The sequence below is a fragment of the Eubacterium sp. F2 genome (assembly GCF_046244355.1).
Lineage (GTDB): Bacteria > Bacillota > Clostridia > Peptostreptococcales > Anaerovoracaceae > Aminicella.
This window is the reverse complement of the sequence record NZ_CP176393.1, coordinates 1814449-1837051: the sequence shown is the minus strand read 5'-3', so window position 1 is coordinate 1837051 and position 22603 is coordinate 1814449. Positions and strand designations below refer to the sequence as shown.

General features: G+C 46.5%; 20 protein-coding genes. 5 read left to right on the top strand and 15 right to left on the bottom strand.

Annotated features, from left to right (window positions below; genetic code table 11):
* Positions 1-169: 169 nt before the first annotated feature.
* Positions 170-1210, bottom strand: a complete 1041-nt coding sequence (locus tag ACI77B_RS07760; protein WP_409336281.1) for an IS6 family transposase — start codon at positions 1208-1210, stop codon at positions 170-172.
* A 123-nt stretch (positions 1211-1333) separates the two neighbouring features.
* Here ACI77B_RS07760 and ACI77B_RS07755 point away from each other — a divergent pair, with 123 nt between their 5' ends.
* On the top strand, positions 1334-1879 hold the full coding sequence (locus ACI77B_RS07755; RefSeq protein WP_409336280.1) for a TetR/AcrR family transcriptional regulator: 546 nt from the start codon (positions 1334-1336) through the stop codon (positions 1877-1879).
* 462 nt (positions 1880-2341) lie between these two features.
* Here ACI77B_RS07755 and ACI77B_RS07750 read toward each other — a convergent pair whose 3' ends face one another.
* From ACI77B_RS07750 to ACI77B_RS07685, 14 genes are all read right to left on the bottom strand, one after another.
* Positions 2342-2836, bottom strand: a complete 495-nt coding sequence (locus tag ACI77B_RS07750) for a nucleotidyltransferase domain-containing protein (protein ID WP_409336279.1) — start codon at positions 2834-2836, stop codon at positions 2342-2344.
* Positions 2830-4326, bottom strand: coding sequence for an ABC-F type ribosomal protection protein Lsa(E) (gene lsa(E), locus ACI77B_RS07745; protein WP_337487789.1), 1497 nt, complete (start codon positions 4324-4326; stop codon positions 2830-2832). The genes ACI77B_RS07750 and lsa(E) overlap by 7 nt, the downstream gene beginning before the upstream one ends.
* Positions 4327-4782: 456 nt before the next feature.
* Positions 4783-6147, bottom strand: coding sequence for a recombinase family protein (locus tag ACI77B_RS07740; RefSeq protein ID WP_409336278.1), 1365 nt, complete (start codon positions 6145-6147; stop codon positions 4783-4785).
* 61 nt (positions 6148-6208) lie between these two features.
* Positions 6209-7294, bottom strand: coding sequence for a 5-methylcytosine-specific restriction endonuclease system specificity protein McrC (gene mcrC, locus ACI77B_RS07735; protein WP_144269306.1), 1086 nt, complete (start codon positions 7292-7294; stop codon positions 6209-6211).
* Positions 7291-9699 carry an AAA family ATPase gene (locus ACI77B_RS07730; protein WP_144269305.1) on the bottom strand — a complete coding sequence of 803 codons (2409 nt, stop codon included), beginning with the start codon at positions 9697-9699 and terminating at the stop codon, positions 7291-7293. The genes mcrC and ACI77B_RS07730 overlap by 4 nt, the downstream gene beginning before the upstream one ends.
* Positions 9700-9741: 42 nt before the next feature.
* Positions 9742-11646, bottom strand: coding sequence for a hypothetical protein (locus ACI77B_RS07725; RefSeq protein ID WP_409336277.1), 1905 nt, complete (start codon positions 11644-11646; stop codon positions 9742-9744).
* Positions 11647-11660: 14 nt separating this feature from the next.
* A complete protein-coding gene (locus tag ACI77B_RS07720; protein WP_409336276.1) occupies positions 11661-12665 on the bottom strand; it encodes a GIY-YIG nuclease family protein in 1005 nt (334 codons plus the stop codon).
* Positions 12665-13066, bottom strand: a complete 402-nt coding sequence (locus tag ACI77B_RS07715) for a hypothetical protein (RefSeq protein WP_302161843.1) — start codon at positions 13064-13066, stop codon at positions 12665-12667. The genes ACI77B_RS07720 and ACI77B_RS07715 overlap by 1 nt, the downstream gene beginning before the upstream one ends.
* Before the next feature lie 2 nt (positions 13067-13068).
* Positions 13069-14604 carry an Eco57I restriction-modification methylase domain-containing protein gene (locus ACI77B_RS07710; protein WP_409336275.1) on the bottom strand — a complete coding sequence of 512 codons (1536 nt, stop codon included), beginning with the start codon at positions 14602-14604 and terminating at the stop codon, positions 13069-13071.
* Positions 14588-15292 carry an SAM-dependent DNA methyltransferase gene (locus ACI77B_RS07705; RefSeq protein ID WP_144269302.1) on the bottom strand — a complete coding sequence of 235 codons (705 nt, stop codon included), beginning with the start codon at positions 15290-15292 and terminating at the stop codon, positions 14588-14590. The genes ACI77B_RS07710 and ACI77B_RS07705 overlap by 17 nt, the downstream gene beginning before the upstream one ends.
* Before the next feature lie 17 nt (positions 15293-15309).
* Complete coding sequence (locus ACI77B_RS07700) at positions 15310-17628, bottom strand: AAA family ATPase (RefSeq protein ID WP_409336274.1); 2319 nt, start codon at positions 17626-17628, stop codon at positions 15310-15312.
* Positions 17629-17645: 17 nt separating this feature from the next.
* A complete protein-coding gene (locus ACI77B_RS07695) occupies positions 17646-17846 on the bottom strand; it encodes a helix-turn-helix domain-containing protein (protein ID WP_325274262.1) in 201 nt (66 codons plus the stop codon).
* A gap of 37 nt (positions 17847-17883) precedes the next feature.
* Positions 17884-18540: a hypothetical protein gene (locus ACI77B_RS07690; RefSeq protein ID WP_409336273.1), complete on the bottom strand. Its 657-nt coding sequence runs from the start codon at positions 18538-18540 to the stop codon at positions 17884-17886.
* A 5-nt stretch (positions 18541-18545) separates the two neighbouring features.
* Positions 18546-19469, bottom strand: coding sequence for a hypothetical protein (locus ACI77B_RS07685; RefSeq protein ID WP_302595218.1), 924 nt, complete (start codon positions 19467-19469; stop codon positions 18546-18548).
* 258 nt (positions 19470-19727) lie between these two features.
* On the opposite strand from ACI77B_RS07685, the gene ACI77B_RS07680 reads away from it, so the two are divergent.
* The 4 genes from ACI77B_RS07680 to ACI77B_RS07665 all read left to right on the top strand — a co-directional run bounded on the left by ACI77B_RS07680 (position 19728) and on the right by ACI77B_RS07665 (position 22601).
* Positions 19728-20279 (top strand): RNA polymerase sigma factor, encoded by a 552-nt coding sequence (locus ACI77B_RS07680; protein WP_370806644.1) that lies wholly within the window; start codon positions 19728-19730, stop codon positions 20277-20279.
* A 283-nt stretch (positions 20280-20562) separates the two neighbouring features.
* Positions 20563-20898: a DNA ligase gene (locus ACI77B_RS07675; protein WP_409337714.1), complete on the top strand. Its 336-nt coding sequence runs from the start codon at positions 20563-20565 to the stop codon at positions 20896-20898.
* Entirely contained in the window at positions 20888-22030 is a 1143-nt protein-coding gene (locus ACI77B_RS07670) for a DUF2800 domain-containing protein (RefSeq protein WP_409336272.1), read from the top strand. Before ACI77B_RS07675 ends, ACI77B_RS07670 begins: the two co-directional genes overlap by 11 nt.
* A complete protein-coding gene (locus tag ACI77B_RS07665; RefSeq protein ID WP_409336271.1) occupies positions 22023-22601 on the top strand; it encodes a DUF2815 family protein in 579 nt (192 codons plus the stop codon). The genes ACI77B_RS07670 and ACI77B_RS07665 overlap by 8 nt, the downstream gene beginning before the upstream one ends.
* Positions 22602-22603 lie beyond the last annotated feature (2 nt).

Sequence of the window (22603 nt, the reverse complement as noted above, 5' to 3'; positions counted from 1 at the left end):
CTTTCGTACAATATATTTGTTACAGAACAGTATGTTCTTTTTCATTATATTTACTTGCACCATTTAAACAATAATCAAAACCATTGGTTTGTTCGTTACAGAACAAAAGAATAAAACTGGCTCTGTAAAGTAAACATGAAAGAATAGCGCTGAGGAACAAGGAATTTCATCAAGCGACAAGCAAAAGCCTGTATTTGCTTTTGGGTGGAAGTTGAAGGCCGGCAACCTGGGCCGGGGTAAGGCCGTCGAGTGCGGAATGGGGACGGACGAAATTGTAGAAGAAAAGGAAAAGCGAGATGAGGTTGTTGGCGGAATCGAAAGAAGCGAACCCTTGTTTAGTTTTGTACCAGGCTTTGAACTGCTTGTTAAAGCATTCGATCAGATTGTTGGTAATGTCGTCGCGGAAACTCTGAACCCGGATATGTCTGACGCCCAGGACGGCTTTCACCGGGACTTTGTAGGCGCTGTAACGGTCGGTGACAACGGCCCCGGGCTTGCCGAGATGCTTGACGGAATTCAGTAAGGAAAAAGCCTGAGGGCTGTCCCTGTGCCGGGACAGGTGAAATCCAAGGACGAAACGGGTCTCGCTGTCCACGATCAGCCAGAGGTAATACTTGACGCCGCGGATTTTCACGACGGTTTCATCCGCGTGCCACTCGTCGGAGTTAAAATTGAGCGTCGGGATCAGCTGGAGCGAAATGTTTTGAAACAAAGGTGCGAACTTCGTACACCAGTTGCTGATGGTAGTGTGAGAAACCCGGATATTCATAACGACCCGCAGAATCAAGGCGATATTCCGGAAAGAGTTCTTTCCCATATAGAACATCGACAGCGCCGTCAGAATGACATGCACAGGATAGCGCATTCGCTTGAAATCGGTTTTTCCCGACAACTTGGACATGGAAGGCGCTGAAATGGCTGCCGGCTTCGGGACGAAAATGGAATGGCCGCATTTCTTGTCGCAGCACTGGTAATTTGAGTAATACTTGTGGTCGTGGTGGAGGAACATGGCCTTTCCGCAGACAGGGCAGGTCGGATAAGAACGAATATGCGGTCTGCCGAGCTTGCCGGTCGCAGGGTTATCCGGCGCAAATTGATACCCGCATACGCGGCAAAGATATTTCTGATTCCCATATTTATCTTTGCCATAACGATAAAAGTTTTGATGGTTGTTGCATTTCGGGCAGCAAATCTGGTATGATTTTGCCATGAGGACTCGTCTCCTTTCGGGAGTACAGTGTTTTGTGACAAAACCATTGTACCAGAAGGGCTGACGGGTCCTCAACTTTCATTTAACTTTACAATACGATAAAACTGTACGGGAGTGATGAGTATGGATCGCAGACAAAAGAAAACAAGAGAAGCTATTTTTCGAGCATTTACTGAATTGCTGAAGCATGAAGCATATACCAAAATTTCTGTGCAGGAGATTACTGACTTAGCTGATATAGGCAGAACTACTTTCTATGCGCACTTTGAAACGAAAGACGATCTTTTGAGGAGTCTCTGTTCAGAAATCTTTGAACACGTTTTTTCAGAAGATCTTGGCAAGGAAAAAAATCATGATTTTTCAGAAAGCCATGATACAAAAGCTAAAATTACACACATCCTATATCATCTACAGGACCATATGGACTATCTTCCCGGCATTCTGTCCGGAGAAAGTGGCGAGATCTTTATGAGTTATTTTAAGATATACCTGAAAGAACTTTTTTCCAGGTCCGGTGAATCCGCAAGCGGAATCGCTCCACGTGATTACATTATGAATCACATGGTTTGTGATTTCGCTGAGACGGTGAGATGGTGGACGAGAAACAAGAACTATTCACCTGAAGAAATCAGCTCTTTTTTCATAGAAACAACACCGCTAATGGAGTAGATCGTTTTGTTTGAGAACAAATACAACGAAGCTCTCCGCCGCCGATGATGGCAGTACGGGAGCCTTTTTCCGACATCTATCTCACAGCCACAGCTCCCCAACATCTAACTCGGCAACTCAACATAGTGACATCTATCGTGGCAACTCAACTCTCACACTTTTTGAGCTGATTTGCCCTTTGATGAGTTACCGAGAAGCGTTCGTACTGCCCGACGCCGAATTTGCCCGATTACCCGAAAACCGCAGTATTACTGGGCTTTCGCGGCTATTTTCCTTCGACCCTTGACATCAATACTACCGTCTCAACGTGGCCCGAGAGGACAGAATGAATGTCATTTGAGTTTGCCCGTTCTCGGAAACATATCCACAGTGTTTTTGGTGCTATCGGTAGACGGGAACATATCCATTATTTTAGTCTAGTTAAATTAAATGTTCTCTCAGCTTTAAAATAGAATATGTTAGTTACTTGTATTCACTCGGAACAGGAATATCAAATCTCTCGCACAATAGTTTTACATCATGCATATCATTTTCATCATGCTCATAGCCTAGATGAAATAATACTTGATTTTCAGCGTCAATACATCTGACCTTTTTATCGCCTATTTTCCCAATACCACTAAACACTTTTGGAGGATATGCTTCACCTTCAAAAACAATGTATCCTTGTTCGTTGAATTTAAATATATGAAGATCAATTATCCTACCTTTAGTATCCTTCCAAACTGTGTGAGATGTGGTGGTATATGCTTCTGTAACTTCCGCAAAGCCTTTTTCTTTTATTATTTCAATAAACTTTTTACTATTACTTTCTTCCACAAATAAATCAATATCGTTGTGTTCTCTTGTTTCTTCTTCTAATAATGCATCTACTCCCCAACCACCATCAATCCATACGTTAATTCCACTTTCTTCAGCGTATGTTATTATCTCAATAGCATCAGTTTTACTTACCATGTAATCCCTCCGTTCAAATTAATATTTTTCGTATAAATATTATTACAAAAGGCATCATCATGCTCTACAAACAATAGTGTAGGGCAATATTCCAAAATCATTTTTTCAATTTGAATACGTGAAAAAATATCAATATAGTTCAAAGGCTCATCCCATATATACAAATGTGCGCTATCACAAAGGCTTTTAGCAATTAGTACTTTCTTTTTCTGTCCAGCACTAAAATCCTCCATGTTCTTATCAAACTGTTCTCTATTAAAATCCAATTTACGAAGAATCGTTTTAAATAGCGTTTCATCGATTTTATTATTATAGGCAAACTCAGATAGATTACCTATTAAATATGAAGTATCTTGCGAAATATAAGAAATTTTTAGTCCACTTGCTAACATTAAATTTCCGGTAAATTTAATATCATCTCCATTAATCAATTTTAGGATACTAGACTTACCACTCCCATTTTTCCCGATAATGGCAACTCTATCACCCATATTGACTCTGAAATTAAGATCACTGCATACTTCTTTATCCCCATAAAACAATGATAAATCATTTGCTTCTATAAGACACTCCTTGTGAAAATCAAGTGGCGAAATTTTCAAGTCGTCATATTGTTCAATGTTGTGGAGCAGTTCGGATTTTTGCGAAATAGCTTCCTGCTGTCTTGACTCAATATTTTTGGCACGTTTCATCGCTTTTGCAGCCTTATGTCCGACATAACCCTTATCCAGTTTTGAACCAGAGTTTGTTGTTCCATGTTTACTTTTTTCTACTTTATCTGACCAGTTTGAACTGCGTTTTGCTGCATTAGACAACCTTCCTATTTCTTTAAGGAGTTTCTTGTTTTCTGTCAGTTCAAAATTATCTTGTAACGTTTTGTTTTCCCACCAAGAAGTAAAATTTCCTTTTTGGATTTCAATACTCGTTTTATTGATGGATAGTATATGGTCAACGCATTGATCAAGTAAGCTTCTATCATGAGATACCAAAATGAATCCCTTCTTACGTTTCAAGTAGTTTTGCACCACATTACGCGCATCAATGTCAAGATGGTTTGTAGGTTCATCAATAAGCAGGAAACAACTCGATGTAAGGAATAAAGCTGCAAGAAGGACTTTTGTTTGCTCACCATTTGACAGTGTATTAAACGGACGATATAAAGCATCTTCTTGAACATCAAGCAATGATATTTCACGAAAAATCTCCCAATCCATACATTCCGTACAAATACTCTTCATTACTTCAATTGTATATAGACTCTTATCTTTCACACCATAAGGAAAATATTCAAATTTAACTGTAGACCTTATATTGCCGGAATACGCATATTTACCAAGCAGTAGATTTAAGAAAGTAGTTTTACCACGTCCGTTTCTTCCAATAAAACCGAGTTTCCAATCTGTATCTATCTGAAAACTTACATTTTCAAAAATATTATCATAACTTCCTTCATATGAAAAAGTTAGATTTGAAACATTTATTAAAGACATATATTTCTTCCTCCTTTACATTATAAAAATCTTATAAGCAAAGTCGGTTTTCGGCATTAAATACTCTATAATATTATCCAACTTTGCATGGATTTTGTCATGAATGACATAGTATCGCTATCTATCACTTTTATCATCCTTTCTTTTACAAATATTAAAAGCCGCAAGAAAGTAAATTCTTACGGCTCAAAAACAAATACTATTATTACCTTTTGTTATATATCAGGCTACTGTAATGTATTATTGAGTGTAGAATACTTAACTTTCTTTCAATTTGCATAACAAAACAAACGATTCTATCGCCGTTTCTTTTAATATCTTATTATGCATCAAATAATTAGCAAGAAAAGTTATACATTCTTCCACCTCCAATTTGTTTTATTATATCATATTGTCTTCAAAAATCCAATACAATCAATACAATTCTTCTGTTCTCTTTCTAATTCTAAATATTTATTACCCTTCTATATCTATCTCGATCCCAGACTTGAATTCAACAATTAGCTTATCATCGTAGACCGTAACCTTTTCAATAAGCCGCCTTACTAACTGCTCATCATATTCCTCCAACTCGCAGGGTTGTTCATTCAAGAAATCAGTCATTTCATCGATTCGTTGCCTTTTTCCTTCTCGCTCTGCATTTTCAACCAGTGCATTTTGCTTCAGCTCCCGAAGGCGGTAAATTTCGTCAGCCACATCTTCATAGTCATTCTTGGACTTTGCTTGTATAAGAAGCTGTTGCTGTAATTCTTTCAATTTGCTATCAATATCATTGGTGGCATTATCATTTTCTTCATTAAGTACAGTAGCTATGTTTTTCTGCAAGGTTGAGAGGAAGGGTTCTTTGTTAGCCAAAAGCTCGTTAATAGCCTTGACCACTGCTGTCTGCAATGTTTCCTCGTTTATGGTAGGGGCCGTGCATTCAGACCCTTTTTCATCCAATCGACTGACGCATCTCCAAACAATAGACTTGTAACCTCGGTTATTCCAATGTACCCGTCGGTAAATATCGCCGCAATGACCGCAGTACACAATACTCGATAAAGCATACTTGCTGCTATAGACTCTTTTTTTACCGCCTTTGCCGCCACGCAGGTTGGCTCTTCGAACCATCTCTTCTTGAACCTGCATAAACAGCTCGCGTGGAATGATAGGCTCGTGGCTGTTTTCTACATAATACTGCGGAACGATGCCGTTATTCTTCACTCTCTTTTTGGTAAGAACGTCCACGGTATATGTCTTCTGTAAAAGGGCATCACCAATATATTTTTCGTTTTTCAGGATTTTCTTGACCGATTCAGGACGCCACTTTGCCTTTCCGGCGGCTGTTAAAATTCCATCATCCATCAAGCCATCTCCGATTTGCTTTAGGCTTGCGCCCTGTAGGTATTCACGGTAAATTCGTTTGACGATTTCTGCCTCGGCAGGCTCTATGATGAGGTGTCCATCTTCGTCTTTGGTGTATCCCATAAAGCGATTATTCGTAAATGTATCGGCATGATAAGCACCAAGGTCTGCATTAAGGCCACGAATCGTAAGATTCATGATGGCCATCTTCCAAGTGTCCGGATTGGCCTCTTGACCATAAATTGAAATCGAGCCACGATTGCCGGAATGTGCTTGAATAAACTTCGCACTTTGTACAAACATACCGCCACTGCCACAGCAGCAATCTATTAAGACCTTATCTTTGATACAATGCCCGTATGTGCTTTTAGCCCGGAAACCGCACTGTTTCTGGGCTTTTCTTCGTTTCAGGGCATAGAGCGGGAGCTCACTTCCGGTCCTGTATTCATATGCTGCTGTGGTTGTTGTGGTCAAAAGCGACACCCCCAATCTGCAATCGTTAAAAAGTATGGCTATCGTTGAAAGGTTTAATCAGCTAAACTGCGTCAGGAAGCATCACCATGAAATGATCTTCTACAATCTTATTCAGCTGCCCAGCAATCTCCGGAAACTCCTGATTCAGATCCAGAGTCTTCACCGAGATCTGATTCCCGCTCATCTGGTACACATTGTCTGGGACAAGGTCTTCATCAGTCTTGGCGTACAGAAGCATCCCCGACACTTGATGCCCGGTGCCTTCAAGTTCCGCTTCCTTGTTTTTCACATAGGTGAAGATCTGATACATGTTGCCCGAATGCAGTGTCTGCACATCGAAGTTCGTCTGCAGCGTCCGCTCATAATATTTTGCATCGATGATGAGCGTCTGATTCCCGTATGTCAGCGTGATGTCCGTCTGCATCACCGGAAGCAGAGCATCGTAACCGTCGTCAAGCTGCCACGGGATCTGCAACGCCCTCGAAGAGAATCCCTTCAGTCGCTGCCCGAACTCCTGCGCATAGTATTCCAGAATGAACTTCTCATACAACCTGCTCATCCGCTGCTCATCCACAAAGCTCGCCAGTCGGTATTCGCCGCTTTCAGTTGTAAGTAGCGAGCCTTCTATCAGCAGCTGGCAGATTACAAGAAGCAGCTGGTACGTCCGATTATTTCTCTGAAAGCGGATATCCGACCAGCGAATGTGCTGTAGCTCGATCTGATCCACTTCCGAGAAAAAGAGCATCTCCTTTTTCAGTTCCGCCTTGTATTTCTCGTCTACATCCCTCTGTCGAAGCAGCAGGAAGACCGTGGATTTAAGAATCTGGTTCAGCAGGTTATTCTCGGAAAGCTCGTCGTAATCACAGGTTACAACCTGTCTGCGTCCCAGCCGGTTTCGGATTGTACCCGGCATATCAATTTTGCCGCGGACAACAGGAAGTGTCTCCACCCGATTGATGTATTCCCGATAAAGTCCCTGCTTCAGCTGAAGGCCTATACCTTTTGCCAGAATCGCCGCAAACAGGTTATGGATGTTCTCGAATGACTCTTTCTGAATATCGTCGTAGACGGACTCTTTGAGCGTAGTAAACGCATAGGACAGCATATAGTAGATGTTTTTTATGAATATGCTTTTATCCTTTGTCATTGAAATACTCCGTGCAGGATGTTATCCCACCGCTGCACCTTGCTGTCGTCGTCAAACCAGTACTCCTGAAGCATCGGGAGAATGTCATAATCCACAACTGACTGCATCCATTCGTCGGTGCAGGTTTTCTTCGTTCTGCCGCAGAAATAGCTGTGCCCGATACAGAAACCTTTGCCAAGAGATTTATCCCGGCTGATTTCCTCATTCAATTCGATGACTTTCTTGATCAGCTCATCAAATGTATCGTTCTCCAGTGTCCGCTGATAGTCACTAAAGCCTTTTGATTCAAAACCCGGTTCAATCTCAAAGAAGCTGAACCTCCGACGAAGAGCATAGTCGATCATCGCAAGGCTGCGGTCTGCCGTGTTCATCATGCCGATGATGTACAGATTTTCCGGCACAGTAAAAGGCATGCCATTATAGGCAAGCGTAGCCTTTGTGCCGCGATAATCCTTCTCGATCAGCATCAGAAGTTCGCCAAAAATCTTACTGAGATTTCCGCGGTTGATTTCGTCAATAATGAAGAAGTACTTCTTATCCGGCTGATTCTCGGCCTTCTTGCAGAAACGATAGAACACGCCATACTTCAGCTCGAAGCTGTCGCCGGACGGTTTATAGCCCATCATGAAATCCTCATAGGAATAATTCTGATGAAACTGCACGAATTCAATCCGGCTGTCATCCTTTTCACCCATCAGTGAGTAGGCGAGGCGCTTTGCAGCGAATGTCTTACCGACACCTGGAGCACCCTGCAGGATGATGTTCATCTTGTTCAGGAGCACACCAGCCAGCCGATCATATTTCTCCTCGGTCATGTAAACCTCAGATAGGAAGTCCTCCTTCGTATAAGGTGGAATCTTTACCTCAGTATTCAGCGGATTCTCATCACGGATCATGTCCATGATGAATTCATATTCGCCTTTTGTCAGCTTGAAGAAGCTGCCATTCGGATTCTGGAAGAACTCCATCTTCTCCAGTTCAGGGCATTCCTTCAGCGTCTGGTAGTCAATCGGGTTTGCAAGCGACTCTGTCTTTTCAAAATAAATCTTCTGGCCGTCGTTCGCCGCACTGACCTTCACAAGAGCTACAACCTGCTTGACCGGATTCGATTCATAGCCAATGACGAGATCGCCTGCCTTGGCGTCAATAAAGTTCTGGAACACACGGCGCTTGTTGCCATTCTCGTTGAAGAGCGTGTAGTCCTGCACTTCGCCGACCTGCAGATCTGAAAAGCTCCAGATCTTCGGATTCGCATTCAGCCACCAGTAGCCATGTTCTTCTTCGCCGTCATCAGATTTTGCATAGAGGTCCACGTCCTTCAAATCGACCTGATCCAAGGCATCGGAGAGTTCGCTCCGAAGTCTCCAAATGTACCCGCCGTCTTCGTCTTTTGTAGCATGCCTGCCAACATAGAGGACAGGCCACCATCTGGAATTATCAGAATCTCTCGGCATAACCGGGCATCCGGTCTTCTCGACGACTCGTTTTGCCAATCCTACAGAACCGGCGTTATAAAAGTTCTTGCTCTCGCCGTATTTGACAGCAAGCTGTGTGCAGGTGGCTGCGCCGCCGTAGTCCTTGAAGCGCTTCATAATTTCAAGGCTGCTCTGTGTAAAGACACTTTTATCATTCAGCAGTGCCACCCATTCCTGAACAGTGATGCCGGGCGCATATTCTTCCTGTGACGGGAACCACACATTATTATCGGGATCGCCGCTATCTTTCTTAGAATATTCCCGCGAGATGTAGAACCCTACATCGAAGGTCAGCGTTTTCAGTTCCGGATCTGGATAGCAGTCGCTTGTAAGTTGACTTCGGAACAGGTTTACCAGCTCTGTATCCTGTTTCAGTTCCTCACAGATTTCATCATAGAATTTATAGAAATTCCGGATATTATCCGCGTATGCGCCTTTCTTGAAGCGGTAGTCGCTTTCGAGGACATCGGACGCTGCCTTTACCTCACCGAACTTATAGATGTAGTACTTGTCCGGATATCGCAGCCACAGGTATGTCGTGATGGCATTCTCATACTGATAATGTTGTCCGGCTCCGTTTCCGTACTTTTCGAGCAGAATAGATGACTGCATTTTGAATGCGTTGATCCGCTCGTAGACTTCCTTGGTCTCGTCAAAAAGGTCAATATACATCGCCCGGACTTCCTCCGGCGCAGTCTTGGCGAAACCGGTAATCATTCGTGCCGGGAAATTATTCATCGAGGCAAGAAGGTTATAGGTTTTGGAGAGAGACCGGCTGAGCATATCAGCAAAGTCCTCCGCTTTCACATCCCAGTTGTCCTGAAAGCATTTAACCGCTTCCCACTTATATTTTTCGTCTTTCCAGTGCTTCGGAAGGAAATCCTTCTTGTACTGGACGAGCACCTCTTTCAAACGAAATTTGTCAAACATTCATGCATCCTCCGCAATACTTTATTGTCTGAGCAGAAATTCCTACCATTCCTTAACCGTTAAGAATCCCTTCTCAATGGCATCCGGGAACAAGAACGTCTTATTCGCCACATCAAAGGAAACCATGACCTTGCCCGATTTGATTCCCGTCACTTTGCCCTCACCGTACTTCTTGTGTGTGACGATAGTACCAACACGGAATTTCGACAGGTCGACCTCTTTGAATTTTGGCTTAGCGTCGTATGGAGCAGGTTTTTCTGCGACATAGGAACCGCGCTCCAAGCCAGGTACAGAGTAACCCTGATTAATCGGCACGACCTTCGGTTTGGCTGGTGCGGGTTTCGGCTGCTGAATTGGCTGCTCGATGATGACAGTCTTCTTGAATGGGTTCTCCTGCATGGAAGCCGTCTGCGCGGAGGCCATATCCTTGTACTCATCCTTGGAAATGACCGTACTGAACAGACCGACATCTTCATCCTCGGCATGTTTGCTGATGCCTGTATATTCAAGAGACGCGTCTTCATAGCGTTTGAAGTTGTAGACAGCGCTGTTCATGAGCGAGTCATTGAAGATTCCAAGGGAGACGAGCAGCTCGAAATCCTCCACAGTTAGACCAGTAACTTTCTTGAAAAGTCCCGGCTCGAATTGGGTGATGACATCCTTCAAGCTGTATTCGCGAAAATCCGTCAGATACATGAAAATCGGGATTCTTGTTGCAAACTTGATGAGCTTCTCCTGTATTTCTTTACGTTTGCTCTTGTATTCCTTTTCCTCCTGCGACAGCTCCTTCTTTTCCTTCGGAGTCATGTCGTCGCCTTTTTCAGCCTTAGCTTTCTTAACGGCGTTCGATTTATTGATAATCGTCTCAATGTCCTTATTGAGGCTACGGAAGCCTTCAATGTTCATAATGGCTTTCATGGCTTCGTCGCTGTCAAGCAGCCGCTGCAACGTCTCATTGTCCACGTTGACAAGCAGAGCGGATTCCCAGCGGCGTGCGAGAAGTGTTGCAGACGTACCGGCCATCGTAATATCCAGAATGTCGGACGCAGAAACGGCTGTCATCGTGCTTCCATCAAAAGCCAGTACCGGCAGGAAATGAATGAAGTCTCCCACCTTCTTTTCTGGATTTGATTCTGAGATGTTCAAGCGGCAGCTGTAATCGGAAATTTGTCTCAATGCACGGTCAAGGGCAAAGTCAAAGATGTAGCAATTCTCTTTGAGGATTTCCTCTGTACCATCTTCCTTCTTAACTGTCCAAGGAGACTGCACGCGGAATGCAGCCTGGAAATATGTCTCCGGAGAGGACAGGTTCCGCAGCATGAAAATACCCGTCCACGGCTTGATCGTCACGCCGGTCGTCAGCTTGCCGCAAGAGAGCGTGATGGTTTTTGTCTCGAGCGGCGGGTCCATAGACTCACGCACCGGTTCAAGCGCAGCGAGTCCTACGCCTGCTGCTGTTCCGGCGCAGACATTGACGGTGTAGTCATGGTAGAAAACGTTCTGCTTCTCGGCGAGCAGGTTCGCCATAGCGTAGCAGGAGGCCACGTTCGGCAGGAACCACAGCGTATGGTTCAACACCGACAGCATTCGAGCATCAGAGTATGGCATAACTGGCTTGGCATTCTGGCCAAGCTTCAGATCGTCGACAGTTGAGGGCATATAAGCGCCACGGATAAGAGAAAGCCACTTCTGGACATAGTCCTTGTAGACGAACTGCGCCGTCTCTGGGTGTCCTTCGACTTCCGGTTTCGCGGCAAAGAACACGTTCAGGTCAAACTCGTTAAAATCCTCGTTGTAGGCGATACGACGGATTTCGTCCGGAATCCGATAAGTCATCATGACCATTTCCGGCATAGACGCATACGGATTCGGGCCGTCATTGTCGTCCCAGTTTTCTTTCGCTTTCTGCTCATCGGAATATGTCCATGAGAAGATCTGATCCTCCATGAACTCGCCGGTGTTCAGAGCCCGGAAAGGCGTACCGGACAGGAAGAGATAGTACTTTGTCGTGATCGGCAGGAAGTCCTCGTTGACAGCATTATCGGCCTCATCTTTTTGTACTTATCGATATCCAGATCGTCGTAGCTGTCCTCGTCCTCTTTCTCAAACAGGTGCTTAGCGTTCTCACGCCATGCGCCAAAGTGGTACTCATCGAAGATGACCAGATCCCAGTTCGTCGTATGCACCCATTCGTTCTTGGCCTTGATGCCACCAGCGGCATTCGTGCCGAGGAAGTCTTGGAATGAGCCAAAGCAGACAATCGGCTTCGACTGATCCAGATCCTGTGGTCGAATTCCTGTTTCCTGAGAGACCTCACGGGAATAGAACTGCCAGCCCTCGAAATCCATGTGTGAGAGCAGATCGGTTTCCCACGATTCCTCAACAGCGGGTTTAAAGGTCAGAATCAGCACCCGCTTCATGTCCATCGCCTTGGCAAGTTCATAGGACGTGAACGTCTTACCAAAACGCATCTTCGCGTTCCAAAGGAACTTCGCCGTATGATTCGGATTCCGCTTTGTCTCGGATTCAAAGTAAGCCTTTGTCATCCGGACAGCGCGGGCCTGTTCCGGGCGCATACGAAAATTCTGCGTGCGGTTCTCAAGGTTGAGAGATGATGTCTTGACGGCAAGGATAGCGGCTTTCACATCATCAACCGAGCACTTGTACCATTCGCTCTTTTTGCCGTCCGGCGATTTCTGAGCGTGAAAGCCGTGCGCCTCAAGCATCCGATGCACATCGTGATCCATGAAGATCGCGCCGTCAGCATTAAGTGCGGATTCGACGTACTCGACCTTGTAAGACTGGCCCGGCGTCAACGTCGGATAGTGCTCATGCATGCGTACTTCGATAGGTCGATCTGTATAACCGACTTTCAGGCATCCCGGAAATCGGGTGTCGGAATAGGCGTAGATGATCGGCTTAACTTCTGTTTTCGGGTGAACATATTGATCGAAAATATCAGCCATCAGTCTTCACCTCTTTCCAAAAAAGATCTTAGCCTCCGTGACGCCCTCGCTGGGATCTGCACTTGGCCTAAATCATTTTCTTTCAGTAATTCATATGTATATCGGCCTTCGTCAAAAGTTTGGTCGAGCTCCAACTCAACATAGTGTAACTTCCCATCAGCATTTTTAGGAATAGCATATGAGTTTTCCTGAACCACATCTTCAGGGACTTCATCTGCAATAACATGGCATTTAAATCTTATTTCCTTATAAGGAGCACCAATGTAAATGTAAACCTCATCGCCAGTATGTACAGAACCCCTTTTCTTCCATACTACCGTGTTACTTTTCGCAAAATGTTCAAATATATCAAAGAAACGAACATTACAAGGGAATACCCAAGTCTCTTGGTATGCAGCCATAATCATTCACCTCCAACAGCGCTAATGCGGGCATCTATCATTTCCCATTCATCCTCAGCGATATTCCATTTCTTACAGAGCATTTGATCGTTGTAGACGCCCTGATAATGTCCGAGATCTGGAATGAAGCAAAAATTCTTCTTAGTAACGTCCTTAGAGACAACAGTCTGGAGAAGGAGAAACCTGACGGTTTTAGTGTAAATATATGTCCTATAAGCCAAAACCTCATCTTCTGAATCAAAAGCGCCCAATATTATGAATGATTCAGTACAGCATTCTCCTGGTGCCGCGATTCTGGTGTTTCCGTCATAATAAAACCCTACAGGCTTTGAGAAATCTGTTTGCCCAGCAATTGGAGCCTTAGGTGCTAAAAGCTTCCATTTGCTTAAGTATCCTTTTGAATCATCAATATCTTTCGGATCAGCATATTTTTTTCCAATTCGCTGAATGAAATAGCAAGGAACACCGTTATCCTTTGGCTCATAATTTGTTGGCAATCCGAATGGCTTTCTGGCTGATACGACATCCGACAAAACGCGATTATGTTTATTCCATGATAAAACCTTTCTAACAACTGAAAGTGCCTTATTCTGGCGAATAAACACATCGTATTCGTCAAGATCTCTGATCATTCGTCCTTGCACAGTATCGGTCATATTAGTAACTTCGCATGATCCTGTATTATCTCGATCCCATAAGAAATAACAAGCTCCTCCTGCTAAGTCCACGCCCGGAAATACGTCCTTAAAGTTCTCGTAGTCAACGAGCTTCCGAATTCTTTTGTCATGCAGCATGGTTTTCCTGAAATCATCAAGCCCTTTGCCTCCGGTGAACCACCGAGAAGGGATAATCATCGTTAGATAACGAGGGTTAAGTTTCTTAGCCTGTTCAACAAATAGCTGGTATATAGGTTTTGCGCTTTTTCCATTGCCACCATCATTTAATTGGTACGGCGGATTTGAAATTATCACATCAAACTTCATCTTAAAAATATCCTCCGGATGTAATGTATGTATAAACTCATAGGCATGAGACTCCATTCCTTCACGGGCGATGTCATTCAGATCACCGTTCTCAGCCGTGCCACAATAAATACACTTCTTGTTCTGCCACGTGTGCTTGATCTTGTGAAAGATAATATTCCCCTGCACGTTATCGAATTGCGTAATCGAAAACGGACTGTTCGGATACTTCGAGCAGTAAACCGAACGGCGGGACAGAAGGGAAGTCAACTCCGTGATGGCAATGCCGTAGAGCTGGTTCTTGAAAATCCAGTCGCAGCGTTCCTGCAGGTTTGGAATTTTGTCCGCAAGACCAGCAATAAGCCGCTTCGCAATTTCGCGGAGGAACACTCCGGATTTGCATGCCGGATCGAGGAACTTCGTCTCCGGATCGCGGAAAAGCTCCTGCGGCAGCATGTCGAGCATTCTGTTCGCGACGTCCGGCGGTGTGAAGACCTCGTCGTTCGACAGGTCTGCAAGGCAAGACAGGACGTCCGGTTTGTATACGCTTGTAAATAAATCAGGATTCAGTGACATATTGAACCTCCCAGTAATCTACGGACGGAAACTCTCTGATCGGTGCCGGAGTCCATCCGTGTGTCTCGGCGTCGTAATCCCATCCCTGTTTCTTTTTCTCGGCCAGAACATCCATAAAATTCATCTGGCCAGTATCTTCAACCTTTTCCGGTTCCTCATCACGCATCAGTGCATCGAGCGTGAAGTCCCTCCGCCGCATCCGGTAACCAACTGTGAAGTCCCATTGAGAAAAGATGATCGGCGTACCGTCATTTTGCATGAGCGTGAGCGCATCACCGCACAGGATGTTCTTCTGCAGAATGTACCTTGCTGCACCGCGTATTTCGTCGCTGGCTTCCTTCTTGACCTGCTTTGTATAGGCTTCGTCCCAGATCTTGAATAGCCGTTCGCGGCATTCCTTGACATTGTCTTCCTGTATATCAATTCCGTAGATACTCGTAAGCGCCAGAAAAGCGTTCTTCGTGTATTCGGAATTATTCTTCTTATATTGTCGCTTCACCCGTGCAAGCTTCCGGCGGAGAATCTCCGCAAGGAAGTTTCCATCGCCACATGCTGGCTCCAAAAACCGGCTCTCAATCCGGTCGGTCTCGCTTTTCACGAGATCGAGCATGGCATTGACTTCACGCTCATTCGTGAAAACCTCGCCGTGTTCCGCGACTCGTTCCTTTGATTTTATTTGTTTTGGCATTGATTCAGTTTCCCACCTTATTCATTATGTTTCTTGACCGCAGCTGTCATCATGTCATAGTGTTGGTTCTGATGCATGACGTAAAAGATCTCCTTGAATACTCGTTTGTACATGTCCACATCGTCATAATCCTCGACCACAAGATTCAAGCCGTCTGTGATGCCGTTCGGATTGTTGATATAAGCAAGCATAGTCGAAGCAAGCTCGTAGTCGGTCATATCTGGCTGGCCACCTGGAACTTCCTTAATAAAGTTCTTTCTGTTCTCTGGATCTTCGAGCAGCTGCTCCCGAAGACTGGTACCTTCGTATCCGCAAAGCTGCAGGAAATACGACTCGAGAATCCTGCGCATCACGTTGAGCGCCGGAATTACAGAATCTGCATCACGTAGTTCCTCCCACAGAGCCGCATAAGAGCTCTGCACCGGATTGTAGTTTTCATACTCGGTCTTGGCTTTGTCCTTTGGCCTTTCGCAAATATGTACACGCGAGATATTGGCGGTCTTCCGAATCATATAAAACGTGGTGCAATCATAATAGCCGACCTGCTGATAGGTTATCTCTCTATGGAAGTACACGTTGTGCGTCAGGATGAAAATCTGCTTGATATAGTTCCCCGGAACCTTTGGATTTTCCCAATGGGTATTATTCCGGCAGACGTTGATCATCTCGCGCACGATTGCACTAACAAGAAAGAGTGCCGTGCTGTCCATACTGGAAACCGGATCGTCGATGACGACAATCTTGTCCTTTTTCTCTTCACTGCTTTGGCTTCCGCGAACAAGCTGATAGAAATACAGGAAAGCGATAAAGTTTCGTTCACCTTCACTCAGATTTTCTGCAACTTCTCCGGTGTCACGGATGACCTCGTAATGATTCTTGTTGTTCTCACATTCGCGGATGTGGAATCCCTGAAATCCGGAATCCTTCAAGATCTTGTTGATTCCATCAACCGCAGCTTGGGTATTTACAACCTGCAAATTCAGTGCGGATATTTCACTTGTCAAGGTATTGATGGCTTTCTTGAGGTTCCGGCCCTCGTCTTCGAGCTTCTTAAGGGCGTCTTCCTGTGCCTTCTTTTCATCAAGGTAGCTCTTGATTTCGTCCTTCAGCAGGAAAGCAAAATACTCGATAACCTCTTTTTTGCACTTTGCCTTGCTGGTTCTCTTAGCGTTTACCACATCGTTGTTTGCCTTGATCTTCTTGTTGATGGCATCGATGAGGTCGCCGATTTCGAGCAGCAAAGAATCTGTATCCTCCAGCGATACGATTTTTGATGGCTCCTTGACTTTTTCGGCAAGGCGGCCCGAATTCAAATCTATCTTGCTCTTCAGTAGCGCAAGTTTCGATTTGTATTCGTCGAGCTCGTCATCCAGTCCAGGCATCGTATCACTCAGATTTGCTTCCAGCTTTCTAACAATGGCCTGTGTTTCACGATCATACGTACTCTGGAATTCTCCGAGCTGAGAAACATTCTCCTGATACTGTGCATCGAAGCATTTCTGAATGTCCTCTTCAAATGTACTTGGCAGCTTCTGCTGGCAGAAAGGACATTTTCCCTCAGAGCCGGGAACGAAATGTGTATGGCCTTGACGCACCCAGTCGGTGGCTTTTATTTTTCTTACGAATTTGGCAAAGTCGGTGTTTGCGCTACTGACAACAACCGTAGCCAGCAAATCTTTACCTGGCAATTTTCCATATGTAACAGAGCTGTCTGCTCGCTGAAATTCCGAATAACTTCTGGAATTCGCATCAAACGCCACATCACAAAGCCTCTTTAATTCATCCGGATTGTGATCGGTCGGATTTGTTTCAGCAAGAATAGCCTCTATGAATCCCTTTTTCTGTTTCTTACCTTCGAGGGCTTTATCAAAAGCGGCCCGCTCTCTTGTCGTCCTTTTAAAGCAGTCATCCTGAAAGGTAGTCAGTAACGTGCCAAAGCCACTTTTCTTAGTGCTCCAGTCATCCTGTGCCTTCGTGAAGTCGCCGTTTAATCTATCCTTCTCCGCATATTTCTCGTCGATCTGACTTTGCACGCCCTTGTTGATTTTATTGAAGATGAACACACCTGGAAGGTCTCCATAGCTTGAAAAATTATCCTCAACGAAATCCCGGTTGTATATCAGAAGATCATAGTCGCTCGGGACCCGTCCATCAGCCCATTCAACACTGTCGTTATCACCATTGTTCTCACTGATGGCATACGCTATGGACGACTTCCCAGCACCATTATTTCCGTAAAAAAAATTAATAAAGGAAAGCTTCTCTATCGGCTCATTATGGAAGGTCGCTCTGTTGACCGTGATTTTCGTTATCAGTGAAGGATATTTTTTACTCATATGAAGTCCTCCTGTCGTTACTCCTTTATCTTGCCTTCCCGAACCCATTCATCAACTTCGGAAATTTTAAATTTATAGCGTTTGCCAGCCCTGTAATAAGGCAGTTTGCCTTCTTTAATCCAGGTCCTTACTGTGTCTTGGCTGACACTCAGATGGTCCGCGATGTCTTCCAAGTTCACCCATTTTTCGACGTTCATTTCTTCATATTCTCGGCTCATGTTTTACCTCCGTAGTATTGCGTTCCATGAGTTGAATCTAAAGCAGCCGTATCGTACAGCCGTTATTATTTAGTGCTTCTACTACATCAACTTTCTTTATAGCCCAGTGTGTTTCATCGAGTTCGTTTTTGAAATCAGTACCGCCGATGCCAAACACTTCCTTCTGTTCATTCAGAATTTGCTGGGCGAATTTCCTATATTTGAAAAAGTAGATCCAGATGCCATCTTCCTTCACCTGCACGTCTCGCACTATTCCGAAAAAAGCTCTATGGCGATCATCTGTCCGTGCGAACTGATGGTTTGTGCTCGCGAATATCGCCGGAAAAGTCTTCACGATGTTGATGCATTCTTCTGTGAGATAGGCAAGCTCCCATAGATCATTGGGTGTACATTTGTCGACTGCGATAGCGTGGTCCTTAGGAACTACGAAGTATTTTCCCTTGAACATCTCATCGGCGATCACGAATAGGTTGTAGCAACTCAAATCAAGGTCAACCTGATCTGGCGTATTATCGTCAGCCTCATCCATATCAGAAGGAAGGTAGATTGCAACCTTCTTATGGTCCTCATAATGCTCAACAAAACCGTATTGTTTACCTTTTCCGCCAGACTGCTCCATATGAACTTCAATCGGACGTGGCGTTTCGTTTGAAGGAAGCTGAGGCTGCACCTTTTGAATCTCATTTTTCTCCACAGGCACTAATCCTCCTCGTCCTTTTCGTAATAATTCTCTATATATCCGATCTGCTTACCAGCACCGCCTGATTGCTCAAATTTAAAATTAAAGACTTTCGGCTGGTTGATGGTCTGCTCCATTTTCTGGTTCGCAGATTGTTCATCAGGCTCCGGTATTGCGTCTATAACTTCCGACTCCGGATTGCCTGATCCGTCTGATGCTTTGCCAACTTCATCATTTTCAAAATCAGTCGAATAGCAATATGTAAGCTCGACTTCCCGCGAACTTTTTTCGCCAATAGCAGCTTCATACGGTCGCCCATTATTGCTCTCAGTAGGCGGGCACCATTCAGCATAGGTTTCTTGGCCTATGCTGTTTTTCTTTATGTGGACAATGCAGTAGTGCCAAAGGCCGAGAAGGAATGATTCAAGACATAACGAAGGGGAAGATAAGACTTCCGCTTTTGTAATAGTCGTACCATCCTTATTGGCATATAGCTCAGTACCACTTGGAATTGTTTTATCGGCATCCAACAGTTCAAGGAGTGCTTTTACAAGGTATTCGTCCTTCCTAGTCGCCGAACGCAGTTCCAGATATTTATTTGTAAATGCCGTCATTGCAGCAAGGCATTCTGCGTAATTGTTCTTAATCCTATCGTCAAAAGATTTTTTTGCAGACGCGTCTTTAAAGCGGAAATGTCCCCATCCCCAGTTTTCGCATGATTTGAAAGCGAGAGTCCCATCGCGAAATGATCTTTCATCCAATCTTGATGGATCTGAAATGCTCGGTGTTGCGACTCGCGCTAAAGCGAGAAGTGTTTCCGGCTCAGTGATGCCGCTTTGCTTACCCATGTACATCTCTGCGTGCGAAGGCATCGGATTGCGGGCATCGGATATCAATATGAAGAAGGTCCCGCCGCACAACCTCCAAGTATCTCTGTTTGCCATAGATTGTCCCTCATTTTCAAAAACTCCGACAAAAGCGACAAACCCGACTACGTGAACATCGACAAACCCTACTCCTCAATGGCTCTTGTGGAAATCACAGGAGCCATTTTCAGTCGGTAAAGGCACTTCCGTCGCTGGGGAAATTCTGGTTAACAACCCATAACAAACCCCACTAAAACATTATACCACGGAATAATACGAATCTCAATGAGATCGTATGAACCAGCAATGAACTGACTGTGAATTGTTCCCCTGTGATTGCCCACAAAAAGCCAATCACAGGAGGAAAAATTCATGACAAAAGAATTCAAACGCATCTATGACAAGACCACCCGCACCTGGTACGAGGTCCCGGAGGATCAGTACCGGGATTACGACCGCTGGCGCACCGCACTCAGGAAGCGGATGCAGTACAGAGGCGAATGCTTCTGCCCGCGCAGCAAATGGTGGCTGTGCGACGGCAACTGCCTCGACTGCGAGTTCCACAACAACACAACCATCTCCCTTGACGATCCGCTGCCTGACGGCGAAGGCACTCTCGGCGACTACGTGCCGGACGACGCTCCGCTCATCGAGGAGGTCCTCGCCGATGAGATGATGCTCGCCCAGCTTCTTCATCGTCTGGACGAGCTCATGCCTGAAGCACGCCGCATCGGTGAGCTCCGCGAGGAAGGTCTCTCCGACGAGGCCATCGCCAAGAAGATCGGCATCAAGCGGACGACATTCCTGTCCCGCCTGAAGAAGGCCAAGCAGAAGCTCTGCGAGGAGTTCCCGGACGAAATGCATGAGCAGTTCCCTGACTGGTTCTAAACACACGGCTCCGGCTGCCAGAAATGGCGGTCGGAGCTTTTTTCAGAATTTCTTCCCTCCGTCTTCGTCAAAACGCGTGCCCTGCCTCCAGTGGGAAGTGTAAGGAGCACGGAAAGCTGCTCCAGAAAGGAGGCAGACGCCATGAACAAGACACGCAACAGAAGCCCTGCGGATATGGAGACCATCGCTGTTCTTATCGCGATAAGCCATGTATCCGCAAGACTGGCAAGAAACCTCAGTCTTCTTGCCGCAGATTGTCAACCATTGGAAGGAGGTAAAGAGAATGTCAAAAATGGCAGAAATGGATCAGACCATCAGGGAGCTCCGCGATGCAGCCGCTGCTATTAACTCGGCAGCCGACTGGCTCTACCAGCAGTTCTCCGGCATCACAGAGGAAGCGGAACCCGCTCCCGAGCCAGAAGCACCGCAGGCCGAGCCTGAGAAGAAGGAGCTGAAGCTGGAGGATGTGCGGGCGGTTCTCGCCGAACGGTCGCGTGCCGGGTATACGGCGCAGATCCGTGAGCTGCTCCACAAGTATGGTGCGAGCAAGCTGTCGGCGGTCGATCCGAAGGACTACGAGGCCCTGCTCTACGATGTGGAGGGACTCAATGAATTCTGAAAGACAGCACGCAGTCCTCTCCGCATCAAGCTCCGACAGGTGGATTCACTGCCCGCCGTCCGTCAGGCTCAGCGAGGGCTTCAAGGATGAAGGCAGCAGCTACGCTCTTGAAGGAACCTGCGCCCACGCGCTCGCCGAATACAAGCTCCGCAAGGCGCTCGGCTACCCGGCAGAGGACCCGACCGGGGACCTCGACTACTACAACGAGGAGATGGAGGAAGCCACGGAAGGCTATGTCGCCTACGTGCTGGAGCAGGTCGAGGACGCGAAGCAGACATGCGCCGATCCGGTTGTTCTGGTCGAGCAGCGCGTGGACTTCTCCCGCTGGGTGAAACAGGGCTTCGGCACTGCCGACGCTTTGATCATTGCGGACGGCACGCTCCGGATCATCGATCTGAAGTACGGCTTGGGCGTTGAAGTCTCGGCAGAGCGGAATCCTCAGATGGCCTGCTACAGTCTCGGAGCCTTGGAGCTGTTCGACGACATCTACGACATCGACACGGTCAGTATGACCATCTACCAGCCGAGGCGGCAGAACATCAGCCAGTGGCAGACGCTGAAAGCCGACCTGCTCCACTGGGCCGACGAAACCTTGAAGCCCGCTGCAGAGCAGGCGTGGGACGGCAAGGGAGAATTCTCCTGCGGCCAGTGGTGCCGGTTCTGCAAGGCCAAGACCATCTGCAGGAAACGGGCGGAGGAGAACCTGAAGCTCGCGCAGCACGACTTCAAGCTGCCGCCGGAGCTCACGGACGCGGAGATCGAGGTCATCCTCGGCAAGGTGGACGAGCTGGTCGCGTGGGCGTCGGACATCAAGGAGTACGCGCTCCAGCAGGCGCTCTCCGGCAAGGAGTGGCACGGCTTCAAGCTCGTCGAAGGCCGCTCCATCCGCAAGTACACCGACGAAACCGCCGTCGCCAAGACGGTCGAAGACGCCGGATTCGATCCATTCGAGAGGAAGCTGCTCGGCATCACCGCCATGCAGAAGCTCCTCGGAAAGAACCGATTCAATGAACTCCTGTCAGGCCTCGTCGAGAAGCCGCAGGGCAAACCAACACTCGTCCCGGACTCGGATAAGCGTCCGGCGATGAATACAGCAAAAAACGATTTTATGGAGGTCAAAAATTATGAGTAAGACAACTATGCACAATCCGATGAAGGTTATCACTGGTCCGAACACCCGCTGGTCCTATGCCAACGTGTGGGAGCCGAAGTCCATCAACGGCGGAACTCCCAAGTACAGCGTGAGCCTCATCATCCCGAAGTCCGACACCGTGACGGTCGCCAAGATCAAGGCCGCCATCGATGCCGCCTACAAGGAGGGCGAAGCCAAGCTCAAGGGCAATAGCCGCAGCGTTCCTGCACTCTCCGCGATCAAGACGCCGCTTCGTGACGGCGATGCGGAGCGCCCGGACGACGAGGCCTACCGTAACGCATACTTCGTGAATGCGAACGCTACGACCGCTCCGGGCATTGTGGATGCGGATCTGAATCCGATCATGAGCCGCAGCGAGGTGTACTCCGGCGTGTACGGCAGGGCCAGCATCACCTTCTACGCGTTCAATTCTTCTGGCAACCGCGGCATCGCCTGCGGGCTCAACAACCTGCAGAAGATCCGTGACGGCGAGCCGCTCGGCAGCAAGGCCAGCGCTGAATCCGACTTCGCTGACTTCGCAACCGACGACGACAGCGATTTTCTGAACTAAGG